The 17,853-nt window shown below is 64.2% G+C and carries 16 protein-coding genes; 9 read left to right on the forward strand and 7 right to left on the reverse strand.

The genetic code is table 11. The annotated features are described in order from the left end of the window. Both AC2VNO_RS05330 and AC2VNO_RS05335 read right to left on the reverse strand, forming a co-directional pair. A partial coding sequence (locus AC2VNO_RS05330; RefSeq protein WP_486933165.1) for an ATP-binding cassette domain-containing protein occupies positions 1-408 on the reverse strand: 408 nt, incomplete at its 3' end. A 32-nt stretch (positions 409-440) separates the two neighbouring features. After that, positions 441-1,433 (reverse strand): arabinose ABC transporter substrate-binding protein, encoded by a 993-nt coding sequence (locus AC2VNO_RS05335; RefSeq protein WP_486933166.1) that lies wholly within the window; start codon positions 1,431-1,433, stop codon positions 441-443. Between the two features lie 154 nt (positions 1,434-1,587). Between AC2VNO_RS05335 and AC2VNO_RS05340 the strand changes: the two genes are divergently transcribed. Continuing rightward, positions 1,588-2,544 carry a LysR substrate-binding domain-containing protein gene (locus AC2VNO_RS05340; protein WP_486933167.1) on the forward strand — a complete coding sequence of 319 codons (957 nt, stop codon included), beginning with the start codon at positions 1,588-1,590 and terminating at the stop codon, positions 2,542-2,544. Between the two features lie 31 nt (positions 2,545-2,575). Here the strand turns inward: AC2VNO_RS05340 and AC2VNO_RS05345 are convergent, their stop codons facing one another. Beyond that, positions 2,576-3,502: a Gfo/Idh/MocA family protein gene (locus AC2VNO_RS05345; protein ID WP_486933168.1), complete on the reverse strand. Its 927-nt coding sequence runs from the start codon at positions 3,500-3,502 to the stop codon at positions 2,576-2,578. 174 nt (positions 3,503-3,676) lie between these two features. Between AC2VNO_RS05345 and araD1 the strand changes: the two genes are divergently transcribed. After that, entirely contained in the window at positions 3,677-4,675 is a 999-nt protein-coding gene (araD1, locus tag AC2VNO_RS05350) for an AraD1 family protein (protein ID WP_486933169.1), read from the forward strand. 152 nt (positions 4,676-4,827) lie between these two features. Here the strand turns inward: araD1 and AC2VNO_RS05355 are convergent, their stop codons facing one another. Next, positions 4,828-6,543 (reverse strand): DEAD/DEAH box helicase, encoded by a 1,716-nt coding sequence (locus AC2VNO_RS05355; RefSeq protein ID WP_486933170.1) that lies wholly within the window; start codon positions 6,541-6,543, stop codon positions 4,828-4,830. A gap of 440 nt (positions 6,544-6,983) precedes the next feature. Between AC2VNO_RS05355 and AC2VNO_RS05360 the strand changes: the two genes are divergently transcribed. After that, a complete protein-coding gene (locus tag AC2VNO_RS05360) occupies positions 6,984-7,439 on the forward strand; it encodes a YaiI/YqxD family protein (RefSeq protein ID WP_486933171.1) in 456 nt (151 codons plus the stop codon). A gap of 5 nt (positions 7,440-7,444) precedes the next feature. Here the strand turns inward: AC2VNO_RS05360 and AC2VNO_RS05365 are convergent, their stop codons facing one another. Continuing rightward, positions 7,445-8,449: a LacI family DNA-binding transcriptional regulator gene (locus tag AC2VNO_RS05365; RefSeq protein ID WP_486933172.1), complete on the reverse strand. Its 1,005-nt coding sequence runs from the start codon at positions 8,447-8,449 to the stop codon at positions 7,445-7,447. Between the two features lie 463 nt (positions 8,450-8,912). Between AC2VNO_RS05365 and AC2VNO_RS05370 the strand changes: the two genes are divergently transcribed. From AC2VNO_RS05370 to AC2VNO_RS05390, 5 genes are all read left to right on the forward strand, one after another. Further along, on the forward strand, positions 8,913-9,968 hold the full coding sequence (locus AC2VNO_RS05370; protein ID WP_486933173.1) for a sugar phosphate isomerase/epimerase family protein: 1,056 nt from the start codon (positions 8,913-8,915) through the stop codon (positions 9,966-9,968). Positions 9,969-9,987: 19 nt separating this feature from the next. Continuing rightward, entirely contained in the window at positions 9,988-11,154 is a 1,167-nt protein-coding gene (locus AC2VNO_RS05375; RefSeq protein ID WP_486933174.1) for a Gfo/Idh/MocA family protein, read from the forward strand. Further along, positions 11,151-12,665 carry a sugar ABC transporter ATP-binding protein gene (locus tag AC2VNO_RS05380; protein WP_486933175.1) on the forward strand — a complete coding sequence of 505 codons (1,515 nt, stop codon included), beginning with the start codon at positions 11,151-11,153 and terminating at the stop codon, positions 12,663-12,665. Before AC2VNO_RS05375 ends, AC2VNO_RS05380 begins: the two co-directional genes overlap by 4 nt. Before the next feature lies 1 nt (position 12,666). After that, positions 12,667-13,662 carry an ABC transporter permease gene (locus tag AC2VNO_RS05385; RefSeq protein ID WP_486933176.1) on the forward strand — a complete coding sequence of 332 codons (996 nt, stop codon included), beginning with the start codon at positions 12,667-12,669 and terminating at the stop codon, positions 13,660-13,662. A 92-nt stretch (positions 13,663-13,754) separates the two neighbouring features. Continuing rightward, the gene (locus AC2VNO_RS05390; protein WP_486933177.1) at positions 13,755-14,723 is read left to right on the forward strand and encodes a substrate-binding domain-containing protein; all 969 of its coding nucleotides are present in this window, start codon (positions 13,755-13,757) and stop codon (positions 14,721-14,723) included. A gap of 45 nt (positions 14,724-14,768) precedes the next feature. Here the strand turns inward: AC2VNO_RS05390 and AC2VNO_RS05395 are convergent, their stop codons facing one another. Together AC2VNO_RS05395 and AC2VNO_RS05400 are read right to left on the reverse strand one after the other, a co-directional pair. Beyond that, complete coding sequence (locus tag AC2VNO_RS05395) at positions 14,769-15,773, reverse strand: glutathione S-transferase family protein (RefSeq protein ID WP_486933178.1); 1,005 nt, start codon at positions 15,771-15,773, stop codon at positions 14,769-14,771. Positions 15,774-15,874: 101 nt separating this feature from the next. Next, the gene (locus AC2VNO_RS05400; protein ID WP_486933179.1) at positions 15,875-16,774 is read right to left on the reverse strand and encodes a LysR family transcriptional regulator; all 900 of its coding nucleotides are present in this window, start codon (positions 16,772-16,774) and stop codon (positions 15,875-15,877) included. A 99-nt stretch (positions 16,775-16,873) separates the two neighbouring features. On the opposite strand from AC2VNO_RS05400, the gene AC2VNO_RS05405 reads away from it, so the two are divergent. Further along, on the forward strand, positions 16,874-17,722 hold the full coding sequence (locus tag AC2VNO_RS05405; protein ID WP_486933180.1) for a pirin family protein: 849 nt from the start codon (positions 16,874-16,876) through the stop codon (positions 17,720-17,722). Positions 17,723-17,853: the final 131 nt, after the last annotated feature.

Below are 17,853 nucleotides of genomic sequence, written 5' to 3' on the forward strand. Positions count from 1 at the left end.
AGGGTGAATGCTGCCCTCGCCGAGCTCCGCGAGCATGCGCATCGCCCGTTCGCGCAGTCGCCGTCGGTCGATGAAGCCGTGATGAGCCGGCAGTTGGCCGAGAAGGAGGTTCTCGGCCACCGACATGTTGGGCGCCAGGGTCAGCTCCTGGTAGATGATGGCGATGCCCTGGCCGAGCGCTTCACGGGCGTTGGCGAACACATGGCGCTTGCCGCCGATCAACAGCGTCCCTTCAGTGACTCGGTTGATCCCACTCAGCACCTTGAGCAGGGTCGACTTGCCGGCGCCGTTCTCGCCCATCAGCGCATGCACCTGGCCGGAGCGGGCGCCGAAGCTGACCTTATCCAGCGCTCGCACGCCGGGAAAGACCACGCTGATGCCGTCGAATTGAAGATAGGGTTCGGTCATGTCGCTCTCCCGGTCACCGCGTTCCCTCACGTTCACAGCCCGAGTTCGGCGCGCACGTCCTGCCAGTTGTCACGCGTCATCAGGGTGCCGGAAGTCTCGGTGTTGGCCGGCGGCTCCTCGCCTTCGGCGATCCAGCGATAGAGGTTCTCAGCCGTCTGGCGCCCGTGCTGGGTGGAACTCACCGCCACGGTGCCGTGGAAACCCGTTGGGTTGCTGCGCGAGAACTCGGCAAAGGCCGCCCCGGAACCGTTGATGCCCACGCCGATCACGTCGTCAGCGGAAAGACCGTACTGCTCGGTGGCACGCACGCCGCCCAGCACGCTCTCCTCGTTGAGGGCGTAGATGATCCAGTGTTCGAAATTGCCGCGCTGGGAGATCACCGGCGAGGCGGCCGAGAAGGCGCTATTGGTATCGGTATTCTGCTGGGGTGCATCGAATACGTTCTCGGCAGGGAAACCCCAATCGATCAGCGCGTCGGTGGCACCGTCAGTGCGCTCCTTCGCCGTAGGCAGCTCGTTGTTGGTGATGCGCAGCGCCGCAACTTCCTGCGGGTCCCAGCCGCGAGCCTCGATTTCAGCGGCAATCGCCTCACCCACCTGCTGGCCTATCTTGTAGCCCGACATGCCCAGGTGCGGCACACCCTCGAGCGGCTCGCCGTTGCCGTCAACGAACTGATCGTCGACCGTGATCACCTTCATGCCGTACTGGTTGGCACGATTCATGACAGCCGGGCCCAGGCGAACGTCCGGCGGACAAATGACGAAGCCCTGGGCACCTTGTGAATAGAGGTTGTCGATGGCGCTGAGCACCTCCTGGCCGTCTTCGCCGCCCAGCCGGACGACACGAAAGCCCAACTCTTCGCCGACCTGCGTGGCGGCCTGCTGCTCGTTGATGAACCAGGCCTGCTCGGGCTTCTTGACGATGAAGCCGATACGAATATCGTCCTGTGCGTGGGCACTGCCCAACGTCGCCAGAGTCAAGGCGCCGCCCAACGCCAGACGGGAAAGTGTGGTAGTGATTGGCATGGGTCTCTCCTCTGAGGAGGTTATTGTTGTCGGAGCGACACGGTCGTCGCTGATACAGACGCTACAGTAGACAGCGCTGACATAACCAACCAATACGCAAATTCCCTTATCTTGATATACATATGGGTATCGATAAGTGAAGCGGAGAGGTGGCATGGGCACGTTGGATGACGACTGGTTCCTGAAAGCACGACTAAAGTTGCGACATTTCCAGTTATTCCTGGCCCTCGACGAGCAGCGCAACCTGCATCGTGCGGCGGCACAGCTGGGCATCAGCCAACCTGCGGCTTCGAAGCTGCTGGGCGATATCGAATCCCAGTTGGGGGTCAAGCTGTTCGATCGCCAGCCACGCGGGCTCGTGCCGAATTGGTACGGGGAGGTGATGGTCCGGCATGCGCAGGCCATACTTTCGGATCTTCACAACACCGGCAAAGAGCTCAACGCCCTGCGCGAGGGCAACGCCGGCAAGGTGGCCATCGGTACGGTAATGGCACCGGCAGTCACGCTGCTGGCCAGCGCCATCGAGCGGGTACACCGCAGCCACCCCAGGCTCAAGGTCAGCGTCGATGTCGACGTCAGCAAGCGTCTCGTGCCAAGGCTGCTGGAAGGAGAGCTGGATTTCGCCATCACCCGGATACCGGCCGGCTTCACGGCCGATCCGTTCGTGTTCGAGGAGATCGGCGAGGAGGAGATCTGCTTCGTGTGTCGGGTGGGGCACCCTCTGTCGGGAGCCGAGCCGTTGACGCTCGAGGCCATGGCCGCCTACCCATGGGCACTCCAGCCCCAGGGCGCATTGATGCGGCAACGCGTCGATGCGCTGTTTCTCTACCACGCCGTCGAGCCCCCGGCGCAGATCGTCGATACCACCGACATACTGGTGGCCATGGCCTTGATCGACCGCTCGGATACGATCACCGCTATCACGCGGCAAGTGGCTGAACTGCTGTGCACCCCCACACGCTTTCGCATCCTGCCCTACCACCAGCGGCTCAGCGTGCAGCCGTTCGGCCTGGTGAGCCTGAGGCGTCGCCGACTCTCTCCGGGAGCGGCGACGTTGATGAGCATGCTGCGCGAGCTGGTAGCCCACCAGCGCCAGCAAGGATTACTTTAGGTTTTTCGAAGACGGCCTGTGCTTCCCTGGCTCACTCGATGAAGGGCTCCGTCGGTTCGCGCCAGGCGGCAAGACAGGCATCCGCCACATGACGCAGGGGCGCCAAGTCAACGTCGTTGCGCCGCTCCCCAATCAGCTCGGCGAATCGAGCATAAAGATTCGGATACTCGCGCTCCTCGGCATCGAGTAAGCACTGGCCGTCGATCTCGAGCCGACGGCCGCCCTGTTGCAGGCTGAGCCGTCCCGCCTCGGTCTCGACGTGGATGCTCCAGATCGGTGGGCTCGGCTGGCGAAAGTCGAAGCCGGCCACGATCGGCGTGCCCTCCGCGTCGCTGAAGGTCAGCGCCGCGGCGATGGGGGCCTGGCAATTGCTCGGCACCCATAGCCGCGCATCGCGCAGGAAGAAGGCCCGAGGCAGTATCTCGGTGGCGATCGACAGCGCGTTGATGCCGGGGTCGAACACCCCCATGCCGGCCGGCTCCCAGATCCATGCCTGACCGGGATGCCACACCCGCACGTCTTCCCGCCAGTCGATCTCGACACGCTCTATGCGCCGCTCCTTCAGCCACTCGCGAGCCTGCGCCACGCCAGGGGCGAAGCGTGAGTGCCAGGCCGCGAACAGGGTACAACCCTTACGCTCGGCCAGCTCGATCAGATCCGCCACCTCGCTCAGGGTTGCGCCGGGGGGCTTCTCCAGCAGCACGCTCTTGCCCTGCTCCAGGGCGATGCGCGCCTGGGAATAGCGCAGGTGCGTCGGCGTGCAGATGGCCACTGCTTGCAGCTCGGGATGCGCCTCGAGCATTTCGCCCAGAGCTGCGTAGCCGGGCACCGTATCGTGGCGGGCACAAGGGTCCGCGGTAGCGACCAAGTTGAAATCGCGGCTCTCGGCCAGAGCCGGAAGGTGCTGGTCACGGACGATCTTGCCCACTCCTACCAGGCCTATGTGAATGACAGACATCGCGTTTTTCCTTCTTTCCAAGCGACAGTCGCTACGGACAGCGGGTGGAGGTATATACGAAAGTACAAATTGAACATGATTAACGATATGTTGAACATACGATCCTTGCAATCCACCCATCAGCGGTCGTGGCCACCGTCTGGCCTTGAGCGGATCTATCCAGGAGAACCATGCATGCGCTTGATTCAATGCAAGCACCAAGGCCAAGTTCAGGCGGCCAGGGTCGAAAACAACCGTGAAGTTCGTCTGCTCGACGCCGACACCTATACCCTGGCCCGGCGTGCCATCGCGGCGGGCCAGTCGCTAAGCGATGCCGTCGATGCAGCGCTTACCGAGACCATCCTCGACTACCAGCGCCTGATCGACGAGAAACGCCTGTTGCCGCCACTGACCCATCCCGACCCGGCTCACTGCCTGGTCACCGGCACTGGCCTTACTCACACGGGCAGTGCCGATACGCGTTCGGCCATGCATGCGTCGGCGCAACAACAGACGCAGCCAAGTGAGGAGGAGCTCACCGACTCCATGCGCATGTTCAAGCTCGGCATGGAAGGCGGCAAGCCGCCGGAAGGCAGCGTCGGAGCCCAGCCGGAGTGGTTCTACAAGGGTGACGGTGCGTGCGTTGTGGCTCCTGAAGCGGAGATTCCCGTGCCGCACTTCGCCGAGGATGCCGGTGAGGAACCGGAGCTCGCCGGTCTCTACGTGATCGGCGATGACGGTCAGCCGTGGCGGGTGGGTTATGCCATCGGAAACGAATTCTCCGACCACGTGACCGAGCGCTTCAACTACCTCTGGCTGGCCCACTCCAAGCTGCGCGCCTGCAGCTTCGGCCCGGAGCTGTTGGTGGGCGAACTGCCCGAGTATCTGGAAGGCGTGAGCCGCATCGTGCGCGGCAACGAGACCGTATGGGAGAAGCCGTTCCTCACCGGTGAGGCCAACATGGCCCACAGCCTGGCCAACCTGGAGCACCACCATTTCAAATACCCCGGCTTTCGGCGGCCCGGCGACGTGCATGTGCACTTCTTCGGCACCGCCACCCTGAGCTTCGCCGACGGCGTCCAGACCCAAGCAGGTGACCGCTTCGAGATCGAGCTGAGCGCGTTCGGCCACCCCCTGCGCAATCCCCTACGCTTCGAGACGGTCAAGTCCGTCATCAATGTGCAATCGCTCTGAGAGCAGGCAAGGGGTCCATCATGCCTAGGATGGGCAAGATGCTGCTCGGCCGTAGAGCCGTCAGCGGAAATTCCTGAGACAGCAAAAGGCCCCGACACCGTTGATGGTGGCGGGGCCTTTTGCGTCATACCGGGCCTATGGCCCGGCAGTTCTCAGGCGCTGGTGCGACGGCGCACCGGTGCATCGCCATCTTCACGGCGACGACGCGGAGCGCGCTCGGGAGCACCGCTATCCTCGCTGATCTCCAGCGGACGACCGGCAACGCGGGCGCGGGCCATCTTGGCCAGGATGCTGGGCGGCAGCGAGCTCGGCAGTTCCACCACCGAGAAGGCGTTACGGATGTCGATACGGCCGATCCGCGAACCTTCGATGCCACCCTCGTTGGCCAACGCGCCGACCAGTTGGCCCGGCTTGACGCCATCCTTGTGGCCGACAGCCACACGATAGCGGGTCATGCCTTCGCTGGGAGCACGGTCGCGACGCGGGGCCTTGCCGTCACGCGGGGCACGCTCGCCGCCACGCTCGACACGCTCCTTGCGCGGCGCCTGCAGGCGGCCGATGGGCGCTTCGTCGGCGCGGGCCAGGGCGGCAAAGGCACAGGCCAGCTCGACCGGGTCATGGCCTTCCGCCACCAGACGCTCGACCAGCGCACGCTGCTCGTCGGCACCGGCGGTCAGGGAACCGATGATGCGCTGATGGAAGACCTCGTCACGATGGGCGCGGATAGCGGTCTCGTCGGGCACTTCCATTTCGCTGAGCTTCTGGCCGGTGGCCTGCTCGATCCAGCCCACCTTGCGGCCTTCGCGGAAGCCGACGAAAGTGATCGAGATGCCGGTACGCCCTGCGCGGCCGGTACGACCGATGCGGTGAGTATAGGCTTCGGCGTCCTGGGGCAGGTCGTAGTTGAAGACGTGGGTGATACGCGGCACGTCGAGGCCGCGAGCGGCCACGTCGGTAGCGATCAGCACGTCGACCTTGCCGCGCTTGAGACGCTGGATGGTGCGCTCACGCAGGCTCTGGTCCAGATCGCCGGAGAGGCTTGCCACGTTGACACCACGGGCGGAGAGCTGCTCCATCAGCGTGGTACAGGCGGCACGAGTGCGCACGAAGACGATGGCGGCATCGACCGGCTCGACTTCGAGAATGCGTGCCAGCGCTTCCAGCTTGGCGCCGCCATCGACGCGCACCAGGCGCTGTTCGATGTTCTCGCCAGTCGTGGTGCGTGACTCGATGGCGACCTTGACCGGGTCGACCAGATAGCGATTGACGATGCGCTCGATCTCGGTCGGCAGAGTGGCCGAGAAGAACACCCGCTGGGCTTCCTTGGGGGTATCGGCGACAACGCGCTTGACGTCGTCGATGAAGCCCATGCGCAGCATCTCGTCGGCCTCGTCCAGCACCAGGGAGGACAGACCATCGAGCTTGAGGCTACCGCGATCCAGGTGATCGATCACCCGGCCCGGCGTGCCCACGACTACCTGGGCGCCACGCTTGAGCGCACCCAGCTGCTCACGATATTCCTGGCCACCGCACAGGGTGACGACTTCCAGGCCCTGCAGGTTCTGGCCGTACTTGCTGAAGGAGGCAGCTACCTGCTGAGCCAGCTCACGGGTGGGTGCCAGCACCAGCACCTGGGGTTCGCGGCGAGTCAGCTCGAGACGCGAAAGCAGAGGCAGCGCGAAAGCTGCGGTTTTGCCGGTACCGGTCTGTGCCTGGCCCAGCATGTCACGCCCTTCCAGCAGTGCCGGAATGGTCTGTGTCTGAATCGGTGAAGGAGTTTCGTAACCCAGTGTTTCGACAGCGGCGAGAACGGCAGGCAGCAGAGCAAGATCGCCGAAGCTCGGCGAGGCGACAGAAGTCGAGGTCATCAATCACACCTTGGTAGGCCGGCACTCGCCGGCAAATCACATTGAGGCATCCCCGACACAGCACATTGCAGGTCGGTGGCCCTGTCGTCGCTGGCCTACAAGGCCTGGACAGAGCGGATCACGTTATCGTGGGACGCCGGTCGCACCTGGCATCCGGTTCGCGCCTTCGGCGGGAACCGCTGTGGCGACCTTTTTGCGCCGATGTCGCCCGATTGGCGGCATCCTGTAGCGCTCCATCTTCACATCTCGGACGTTGCAGCAATCGCTGTCAGTCTCGGTGATTGCCTCTCAAGCGCGTGGCGCTTGGAGCGAATCGTCATGATGGCGGGGTCAACACATGCGAGGAGCGCGCATGCTAACATCAAGACTGGTTTCATGACCAGTACTTTCAACGCTACGATCACACAAACCGTAAATTTACCTTCGAGGAGCCTTCCTGAATGCCCACGCTCTGGGTCGATGCCGATGCCTGCCCACGGGTCGCGCGCGACATCATCGTTCGCGCCGCCGAGCGCACCTCTACAGCGACCTGGTTCGTCGCCAACCACGCGATCCCTCTGCCGCCCTCGAAATGGGTCAAGTCGCTGTCGGTGAGCCATGGTTTCGATGCCGCCGACAACGAGATCGTGGCGCGCCTCGAGCCCGGCGACCTGCTGATCTGCTCCGACCTGCCGCTGGCGCTGGAGGCCATCGACAAGGGGGCGGCGGTGATGACCACCCGTGGCGAGATTCTCGACAAGAACAACATTCGCGCTCGCGTCCAGATGCGCGATTTCATGGAAACCCTGCGCTCCAGCGGCGAGCATACCGGCGGCCCCAAGGGCTACAGCGACGCCGACCGGCGCGAGTTCGCCAATGCGCTGGACAGGTGGCTGGCGAAACAGCGCAGCCGGTAACCCCCTCAGGGGCCGGGACGCGCGGTGCTCTTGCGCACGATGAGCTGTGTGCTCAGGGTCTGCCGCCGCACCACGCCCTCCCCCGCCAGAATGCCCAGCAGCATGCGCATGGCCTGCTGCCCGATCTCATGACGGGGCTGGCTGACGGTGGTCAACTCCGGCACGCAGTACTCGCTGAACCCGATGTTGTCGAAGCCCACCACCGAGAGCGCCTGCGGTACGCGAACGTTCAACTGGCGAGCTGCCTTGAGTACGCCGATCGCCATCTCATCGCTATGGCAGAAGATGGCGGTAGGCCGCGTAGCCGCCTCGTCGAGCAGGGCCAACCCCTGCTGATAGCCCGAGCGAAAACCGAAGTCGCCCTCGACCACCCGCGCCCATCGCGATAACCCCCGAGCTGCCAGCGTGTCGCGATAGCCACGGGTTCGCTCGCGACAGATCGGGTTGCCGGCCGGACCGGAGACCGTGGCAATGCGCTCATGCCCCAGCGAGACCAGGTAGTCGATGGCATGAGCAGTGGCCTGATAGTTGTCGATGGCGACGGTCGGCAGATCGATATCGGCGAAAAATTCACAGGCCATGACCAGGGGGGCGTCCGCGCGGGTGTCGGCGTGCTTGACCAGCGCATGGGGAATGTCGGACGTCAGCAGGATGATGCCGTCGGCCTGGTTGGTAGGCAGCAGGTTGAAATAGGCCTCGGCCCTGGCCGGGTCGCGTTCGCAATCGCCTATCAGCACCTGGTAGCCGGCCTTGTGGGCCACCTCCTCCATGCCGTTGATGATCTCGGAAAAGAACGGGTTGGAGATGTCGGGCAGCAGCGTGACGATGGTCCGCGACTCGGCGCGGCGCAGGTTACGCGCTGCCACGTTGGGTGCGTAACCGACCTCGGCGATGGCAAGCGCCACGCGCTGACGGGTGGACTCCGACACTTTTTCCGGGCTGGCCAGAGCCCGCGATACGGTGGCCGTGGAACAGCCTGCTGCCTTGGCAACGTCCTTAATGGTGGGCATGAAAAGTGTTCGCCTGGAGAAGGTTCGCTGGGAGAAGGTTCGCCGGGGAGAATTCACTTCCTGCGGGCTTGGCTCTTAGCATAACGTGTCGTCCCGCCGGGGTAACGCAAGGCGGCCCTGCCCCGCCATGCTCGACATATTGTGGATTCACCCTCGAACCGATGTAAAGCGTTACACCTCAACTCGACCGCTCACCCAGCCCCGGAAGGCGCCCACCATGAAAGCGAAGCCGCCCTTCTTTAGTCTAATAAAAAGAAGCCCATCTCCAGATCCCACGCCCTCTTCAGGCCCGTAGCCACCGCTTCTCGTCCGCCAATCATGGCCCTTCCCAGCGCCTTCTCCGACCCCATCCCTCTGCTTGACCGACATTGACCTTGCTGCTGCAATGTAATCCATTACATCAAACGGACGTCTTGCCACGAGGCGTCGGCCGCGCCAACAAGACCAACACGCGAGGTGCTCGATGAAGACCATCAAGGGGCCGGCACTGTTCCTTGCCCAGTACGCCGGCGACGAGCCGCCCTTCGACAGCCTGGAAGGCATCGCTCGCTGGGCCTCCCGGCTGGGCTTCGAAGGGGTTCAGATCCCCACCTGGGACAAGCGCCTGTTCGACCTGGAGCGCGCCGCCGAGAGCCTGGAGTACTGCCAGGAGATCCAGGGCATGCTGGCCGAATACGACCTGGTCATCTCCGAGCTCTCCGCCCACCTGCAGGGGCAACTGGTGGCAGTGCATCCGGCTTATGACTCGCTGTTCGACGGCTTCGCGCCGGCTGAGCTACACGGCAACCCCGAGGCGCGCCAGGCCTGGGCCGTGGAACAGCTCAAGCTCGCTGCCCGAGCTAGCGCCAACCTGGGGCTGAGTGCGCTGGCCACTTTCTCCGGCGCGCTGCTGTGGCCCTTCCTGTACCCCTTTCCCCAGCGCCCCGCCGGGCTGGTGGAAGAGGGTTTTGCCGAACTGGCTGCTCGCTGGAAGCCGATCCTCGACGCCTGCGAAGCCGAAGGCGTCGACCTCTGCTTCGAGATTCATCCCGGCGAGGACCTGCACGACGGTGCCACCTTCGAGCGCTTCCTCGCCGCGGTCGACGAGCACCCGCGCTGCTGCATCCTCTACGACCCGTCGCACCTCTTGCTGCAACAGCTCGACTACCTGGCCTTTCTCGACCGTTACCACCGGCGCATCCGCATGTTTCACGTCAAGGATGCCGAGTTCCACCCCACCGCCCAGCAAGGCGTCTACGGCGGCTATAGCTCCTGGGTAGAGCGCGCCGGCCGCTTTCGCTCACTGGGTGATGGCCAGGTCGACTTCAAGGGAATCTTCTCGCGCCTGACCCAGTACGACTTCGAGGGCTGGGCGGTGATCGAGTGGGAGTGCGCCCTCAAGCATCCCGAACAGGGGGCCGCCGAGGGAGTCCGGTTCGTCACCGAACACATCATCCAGGTCACCGAGCGCGCCTTCGATGATTTCGCCGATGCCGGCACCGACCGCAACGCCAATCGTGCCTTGCTGGGGCTCGACTGACCGACCGAGGAGGGCGGATATGAGCGCAACACCACGCAACGAGGCACCGCGACGCCTGCGACTGGCCATGGTCGGCGGCGGCCAGGGCGCACTGATCGGCGGCGTGCATCGCATCGCCGCACGCCTGGACGACCGCTACACACTGGTTGCCGGCGTCTTCTCCTCGCAGGCCGATCGCAACCGGGCCACGGCACGCGAACTGGGCGTGGACGAGACGCGCTGCTACGTCGACTATCAGGCCCTGCTGGCCGGCGAGGCCGACCGCGAGGAAGGCGCCGAGGTGGTTGCCATCGTCACACCCAACCACCTGCACTTCCCGGTGGCACTGGCCTGCCTGGAAGCGGGCAAGCACGTGATCTGCGAAAAGCCGATGACGCTAGACGTCGACGAGGCGCAGCAGCTGTACACCGCGGTGAAGACCAGCGGCAAGCGTTTCGTACTGGCGCACAACTACGTCGGCTACCCACTCGTCCAGCATGCCCGCGAACTGGTGGCTCGCGGTGAGCTGGGGCGTATTCGCAGCGTGCAGGTGGAGTATCTGCAGGAGTGGCTCAGCGAAACGCCGGGGGCTGACAATCGCCAGGCCGCCTGGCGCCTGGACCCGGCCAGGGCCGGGGCGGCGGGCTGCCTGGGCGATATCGGCGTGCATGCCTTCCATCTGGCCCAGTTCATCTGCGGCCAGCACGTCAGCGAGGTCAGCGCCGACCTGTTCAACGCCGTGCCGGGGCGCAGGCTCGACGACAACGTACACGCCCTGCTGCGCTTTACCGGCGGTGCCAGGGGCATGCTGTGGGCCAGCCAGACCGCCCCCGGATTCGAGAACGAGCTGAGCATCCGCGTGATAGGCGAGAAGGCCAGCCTGCGCTGGGCGCAGGAGTCCCCCAACGAGCTCCACTTCTCCCCGCTCGACGGCCCCTCCCAGCGCCTGACGCGCCGCGACGACCGGCTCGCCGCCGACGTCTCCCGCGGCATTCGCATCCCAGGCGGTCACCCGGAGGGCTATCTGGAAGCCTTTGCCAATCTCTACCAGGCGCTTAGTGACGGTCTCGATGGCGATATCGACTCGCCCTGGCTGCCGGGCGTGGAGGATGGCCTCGACGGCATGCGCTTCATCGCCGCCGCCATCGCCTCGAGCCGTTCGGCCGGTGCCTGGACCGTGCTGCAAGACACGGGAGGCGAATCATGAGTAGCCCCCTTCTGCGCCTGGAAGGGATCCGCAAGGCCTTCGGTCCGGTCACGGTGCTCGAGGACATCGCCTTCGACCTCGCTCCCGGCGAGGTGCTGGGTATCCTCGGCGAGAACGGCGCGGGCAAGTCGACGCTGCTCAAGATCATCAGCGGCGTCTACACGCCCAGCGCCGGCCGGGTAATCCTCGACGGCCAGGCCTTCAGCGCACTCGACCCGATCACGGCGCGCCGCCACGGTGTGGCGATGATTCCCCAGGAGTTCAACCTGATCTCGACCCTGCGGGTCTACGAGAACGTCTTCCTGGGTCAGGAGATTCGTCGCGGCGGTCTGCTCGATCGCGCGCGAATGCGTCAGCGCACCCGCGAAGTGCTGCACTCGCTGGCGGTGGAACTCGACCCCGAGCTGCCCATCGAGCAGCTCAGCGTGGCGGAGCGTCAGATGGTCGAGGTGGCTAGGGTGCTGGTCAACGATGCGCGCATCGTGATTCTCGACGAGCCGACCACGGTGCTTACCGATCGCGAGGTCGCGGTGCTGTTCGAGGTGGTGCGCGCCCTGGTCGCCAAGGGGGTGGCGGTGCTGTTCATCTCGCACAAGCTCAAGGAGGTCAAGCAGCTGTGTGACCGGCTGTTGATCCTGCGTGACGGCCAGCAGATCGAGCTGTGCCAGGTCGGCGAGCTCAGCGAAGAGGACATGGCCTGCAAGATGGTCGGTCGCGAGCTTTCCCAGATCTACCCCGACAAGCACTCCACGCCGGGCGAAGCGGTGCTGCAAGTGCGCGGCCTTGGTGTTACCGGCCTGCTCGCGGACATCGATTTCACCCTGCGTCGCGGCGAGGTGCTGGGGCTCTCCGGTCTGGTCGGCTCGGGGCGCACCGAGATCGCCGAGACGATCATGGGCCTGCGCCGCAAGAGCACAGGCGAGATCGAGTTCGACGGCAAGCCGCTGACCATCGATTCACCGCGCGCCGCCCATGCCAACGGCCTGGCCTACCTGTCGGAGGATCGCCAAGGCAAGGGGCTGGTGCTGTCGTTCAACGTGATGGAGAACATCACCGCCCTGAGCCTGCCGCGCTATGTGCGTGGACTGATACGCCATCGCGCCGAGAGGCGACGCGCCGAGGAGTACCAGCAGCGCCTGGCGATCAAGGCGGCGCGACTCAGCGACCCGGTGCAGCTGCTCAGCGGCGGCAACCAGCAGAAGGTGTATCTGGCCAAGCTGCTGGACATCGACCCCGAGGTGCTGATCCTCGATGAGCCCACCCGCGGCATCGACATCAACACCAAGCAGCAGATCTATCGCCTCATCCGCTCGCTCACCGACCAGGGCAAGGCGGTCATGGTCATCTCCTCGGAGCTGGAGGAGATCATCGGCCTGTGCGACCGGGTACTGGTGATACGCGAAGGGCGCATCGCCGCCGAGCTCAGCGACGACCAGATCAACGAACGAGACATCATGCTCTATGCCGCCGGAGCGCGTCAGCGCGATCCGGCGGGGGGAGAGGTACATTGAAATGAACGACGCATCGAATACCAAACCGACGGGGCAACTGGGCCTGCAGCGACTGCGCCGGCTACCGGTCAACGCCACCATCCTGGCACCGCTGCTGGCGCTGCTCATCCTCTTCGTGCTCTCCTCGCTGGCCAGCGAGTACTTTCTCAACGCGCGCAACATCACCAACGTGATGCGCCAGGTCTCCTACACCGGCATCATCGCCATCGGCATGACCTTCGTCATCATCGCCGGCGGCATCGATCTCTCGGTGGGCTCGATGGTGGCACTGGTAGGCGTACTGCTGCTCTACGTGGTCAATACCATCGCCGACCCCATCCAGGCCGTGCTCCTCGGCATGCTGGCCGCCGTGGTGGCGGGGTCGCTGTTCGGTTTGTTCAACGGGTTGCTGGTCACCCGAGGGCGAATGGCTGCCTTCGTGGTCACCCTGGCCAGCATGTCGATCTTCCGCTCACTGGCGCTCTATTTCACGGACGCCGGGGAAGTGACGACCCGCAACCCGTTCTTCTCCAGTATCGGCGGTGGTTTCTTCCTCGGCCTGCCGATTCCGGTCTGGGCGTTCTTCGGCCTCGCCATCGTCGCCCATATTCTGCTGTTCCATACCCCCTATGGACGGCATGTCTGTGCCGTGGGCGCCAACCCGCAGGTGGCGCGCTACTCCGGCATTCGCGTCGAGCGAGTGGTCCTCAGCACCTTCGTCATCGCCGGGGTTTGCGTGGGCATAGCCGCCATCATGCTGAGCTCGCGACTCAACTCGGTCAGCCCCAGCGACGCCGGCTACTTCTACGAACTCGACGCCATTGCTGCCGTCGTCATCGGCGGTACGGCGCTGTCCGGCGGGCGCGGCTCGATCTGGGGCACGGTCATCGGCGCGCTGATCCTCGGCATCATCAACAACATGCTCAACCTGACCGGTGTCTCGCCCTACCTGCAGGGCCTGGTCAAGGGGGCCGTAATCCTGCTGGCGGTGCTGCTGCAATACCGGCGCACCGGCTGACTGGAAGATGGCCGACGGCCCCGATACCGTCGCGCCGTCATCACTGGGTACGCCAGCCCATTCGTTCGACCCATGCAACGGGAGTGACAACAATGACGATAACACGCGTTCTCAAGCAAACCGCCGTGGCCACCGCCTTGGCCGCCACGTCGCTGATGGCCAGCGCCGACGATTACCACATCGGCGTCACCGTACCTTCTGCCGATCATGGCTGGACCGCCGGCCTGCTATGGTGGGCACAGCGCGCCACCGAGGAGCTGGCAGAGCAGTATGACGACGTCAGCTTCACGGTGCTGTCGGCCAGCTCAGGTACTGCCCAGGTGTCGAATGTCGAAGACCTGATGATCCGCAACATCGATGCCCTGGTAATCCTGCCCCACAACCCCGCCACGCTGCAGCAGGTGATCGCCGAGGCCTACGAGTCGGGCATCTATACGGTGGTGGTCGACCGCGAACTGGAGGAGCCCAATCAGAACGTCTTCATTGCCGGGGACAACCCGGGGCTGGGCGAAGTGGCGGCCCGCTACATGGCCGAAGCGCTAGGCGGCCAGGGCGACATCCTGGTGCTCGAAGGCCCCTCGATCCCGATCAACTCACAGCGCGTCAATGCCTTCAATGCGGTGATGGAAGATTACCCGGGCATCAACATTCTCGACTCCCAGACCACGGACTGGAACCCGCAGCGGGCCCTGAGCGTGACCGAAGACCTGCTCGGCAGCAATTCGCATGTCGACGCGATCTGGGCCGGTGACGACGACGTATTGATTGCCGCCCTGCGGGCGGTGGAAGAGAACCAGCGCGACGACATCCAGTTGATCGTCGGCGGTGGCGGCTCGCAGCGGGTCATCGAGATGATCCGCGACGACCACCCGGTGGTGCGCGGTACGGTCACCTACCCCCCCAACATGATCGCCTCCGCCATCGCCTTGGCCGTGCATGGGGTCAAGGGTGAACGTCTCGGCAGCATGTATCACGGCGTGCCGTCGCGGGTGATCCTGGCAGCCGACCTGATCACCGCCGACAACGTCGAGTCGTTCTACCAGCCGGATGCCGCCTACTGAGCGAACGGCAGCTGAGATACCGCCGCTCCCGCGGGGGCGGCGGCGTCACCCCTTCTCGCGAATCCCCCGCCCCGCCAGCCGCTCGCGATCGTGCGGCCGCTCGAAGTCGAGCTGGGGGCCCTTGGGCACGATGCGGGTCGGATTGATGGTCTCGTGGCTGTAATAGTAGTGACGCTTGATGTGCTCCAGGCTCACCGTCTCGGCCACGCCCGGCCACTGGTACAGCTCGCGCAGGTAGTTGGAGAGATTGGGATAATCCTCTATGCGCTGGAAATTGCACTTGAAATGGCCGTAATAAACGGCATCGAAACGTACCAGGGTGGTGAACAGACGGATATCCGCCTCGGTAAGCCACTCCCCGGCCAGGTAGCGATGTTCGCTCAGTCGCCTTTCGACGCGGTCGAGCGCCTCGAACAGCGCCGTGACATGCTTTTCGTAGACCTCCTGCTCGGTGGCGAAGCCCGATTTGTACACACCGTTGTTGATATGTTCGTAGACGTCTTCGTTGATCGCGTCGATGGTCTTGCGCAGGTCGACGGGGTAGAAATCGAGGCGATTGTCGGCGAGATCGTCGAAAGCGTCATTGAGGATGCGCACCAGCTCAGCCGACTCGTTGTTGACGATACGACCTTCCTGCTTGTCCCACAGCACCGGCACCGTGACACGGCCGGTGTAGGACGGGTCGGTCAGGGTATAGAGTTCGCGATGATACTCGACGCCATTGACGGGATCGCCACTCGCGCCTTCGTCCTCATGGTAGCTCCAACCCTGGTCGAGCATCAGGGGACTCACCCAGGAAACGCCGATCAGCTCGTCAAGGCCCTTGAGCTTGCGCATGATCAGAGTGCGGTGGGCCCAGGGACAGGCCAGCGAGACATATAGATGAAAACGCCCCGCCTCGGCCGGCACGGCGCGCTGACCGTCGGCGCCGGGGCTGCCGTCACGCGTTACCCAGTCGCGCAGCTTGGCGGACTCGCGCACGAACTCACCGCCATGCTTCTTGGTGTCGTACCACTGGTCATGCCACTTGCCATCGATCAACAGGCCCATTACGTCCTCCGGAAAAGCATCGTGTAGTAAACCAGAGTAAACCGCCCAGGCTTTCACTCAAGCGCAGTTTTTACGCCGCTGGCATCGAAAAAAATGAACGATCACGCCGCTGCAGGGCACTCGCTGACGACAGCCTCCTGCAGCGCTCGCGCCATGGCACGAGTCGCCGGGCCAGCCCGGTCGCGATCGCGGAAGATCATCTGCATGGGCAGCTCCCTGGTGCCGCCGGCTGCCAGCGGCAGCGGTCGCAGCGCGCCGCTTTTCAGCTCGCCGTGGATTCGCGTTTCGGGCAGCCAGGCAAAACCCAGGCCGCGCCGGACCATGTCGATGGAGGTCTCGAGATGGCTGACGGTCCAGCGCTGTTCCGCCTTGAGCCAGCCGGCATCCATCGATTGGCGCAGCGCCGAATCGCGTACTACCAACTGTCGGTGGCGCTGCAGGTCGCGCAAATCGAGCTCGCGATCGAGTGCGTGCAGCTCATGCTCGTGATGAGCCACGGCAATGAACCGAACCGACACCAGAGGCTCACCGAGAAAACCCTGAGCGGCCAATCCGGAAACGGCGATATCGGCTCGGCCGTCGTACAGCATCTCGATGCCGCCGTTGAGCACCGTCTCATGGAGCTGAACGCGGACATAGGGATACGCGGCAGAGAAACGACTCAGCGCCACTGCCAGGGCATCGGGGGGAAATATCTGGTCGATCGACAATACCACCTCGGCTTCCAGCCCTTCGGAGAGACGTTCGGCGACGTCTTCCAGGGCATCGGCGCTTTCGATCAGTTGACGGGCTCGGCGCAGCAACATCTCCCCCGCCTCGGTCAGGCGTACCTGTCGGCCTACCGGCTCCAGAACCTTGACGCCCAGCTGCTGCTCCAACTTGTGCACGGCATGGTTGAGCGTCGAGGGGCTCTTGTGAACCGCCTCGGCGGCACGGGCGAAGCCGCCATGGTCGACGACTGCCGCCAGCATCTGCCACTGGGCCAGGGTGACACGAGACATATTCGACTTCCTCGAATGAAAGGTGCGAAACGTTGCGCTTAATTTTCGAAAAAAACGGCCTAGAATGCCAGCTATATCCACTACCGGAGACCGCACGCCATGGCTACCAACTTCAGCTCTCGTCGTATCGAGCGTCTGATACAGAGTCACCCGAGCCAGGATGGCGACGGCGTTCGTATTCAGCGCATCCATTGCTTCGATGGGGAGCTCGATCCCTTTCTGATGCTCGACGAGCTGGGCTCGGACCGAGCCGACGACTATATCGGCGGCTTTCCCCCGCACCCCCATCGTGGCATCCAGACCCTGACCTACATCGTGCATGGCGGTATTACCCATGAAGACCACCTGGGTCACAGCAGCACCATCCAGGCGGGAGATGCGCAATGGATGCACACCGGGCGCGGCATCGTGCACTCGGAGATGCCTCTCACCGATAGCCAAGGCCTGCACGGATTCCAGCTGTGGCTCAACCTGCCGGCCCGAGAGAAGATGAGCGAGGCACGCTACCGCGACGTGCGTAGCGGCGAAATGCCACGTCTTGAAGGAAAAAAAGCGGAACTGATCGTGCTCGGCGGCAGCTGGACGACGCTGGATGGCGAGAGCATCTCCGGCCCACTGGATGCCCTGGCCGGCGAGGGCGGTGTTGCCCATGCCCGGCTCGAGGCCGACGGCCAGCTCTCTCTCTCGGCACCCAGCGAAACGCTGGCGGTGTACGTCTTCGCAGGCACGCTGGCCATAGAGGGAGAAGAGGTTTCGGCGGGTCAGCTAGCCCGCCTGGGCGCTGGCGATAGCGTTAGCCTGTCGAGCCCGGAAGGCGCGCAGTGCCTGCTGCTTACCGGCACGCCCCACCGCGAGCCGATTGCCCACTACGGCCCCTTCGTGATGAACCACAGACACGAGATCGACCAGGCCCTGCGCGATTATCGTGACGGAAGTTTCACCGGCTGACGCCGTTACAGAAAAGGGGTTGTCACACCCCTTTTCTTCACGTTCAATGGACATTGCTGAACACTGTTCGGCAATGTAACCGCGGCTTGGACCCTTCTCCAGAAGGCCCCGAGCAGCGCTACTGTATGCAC

The sequence above is a fragment of the Halomonas sp. TH-94 genome (assembly GCF_057473365.1).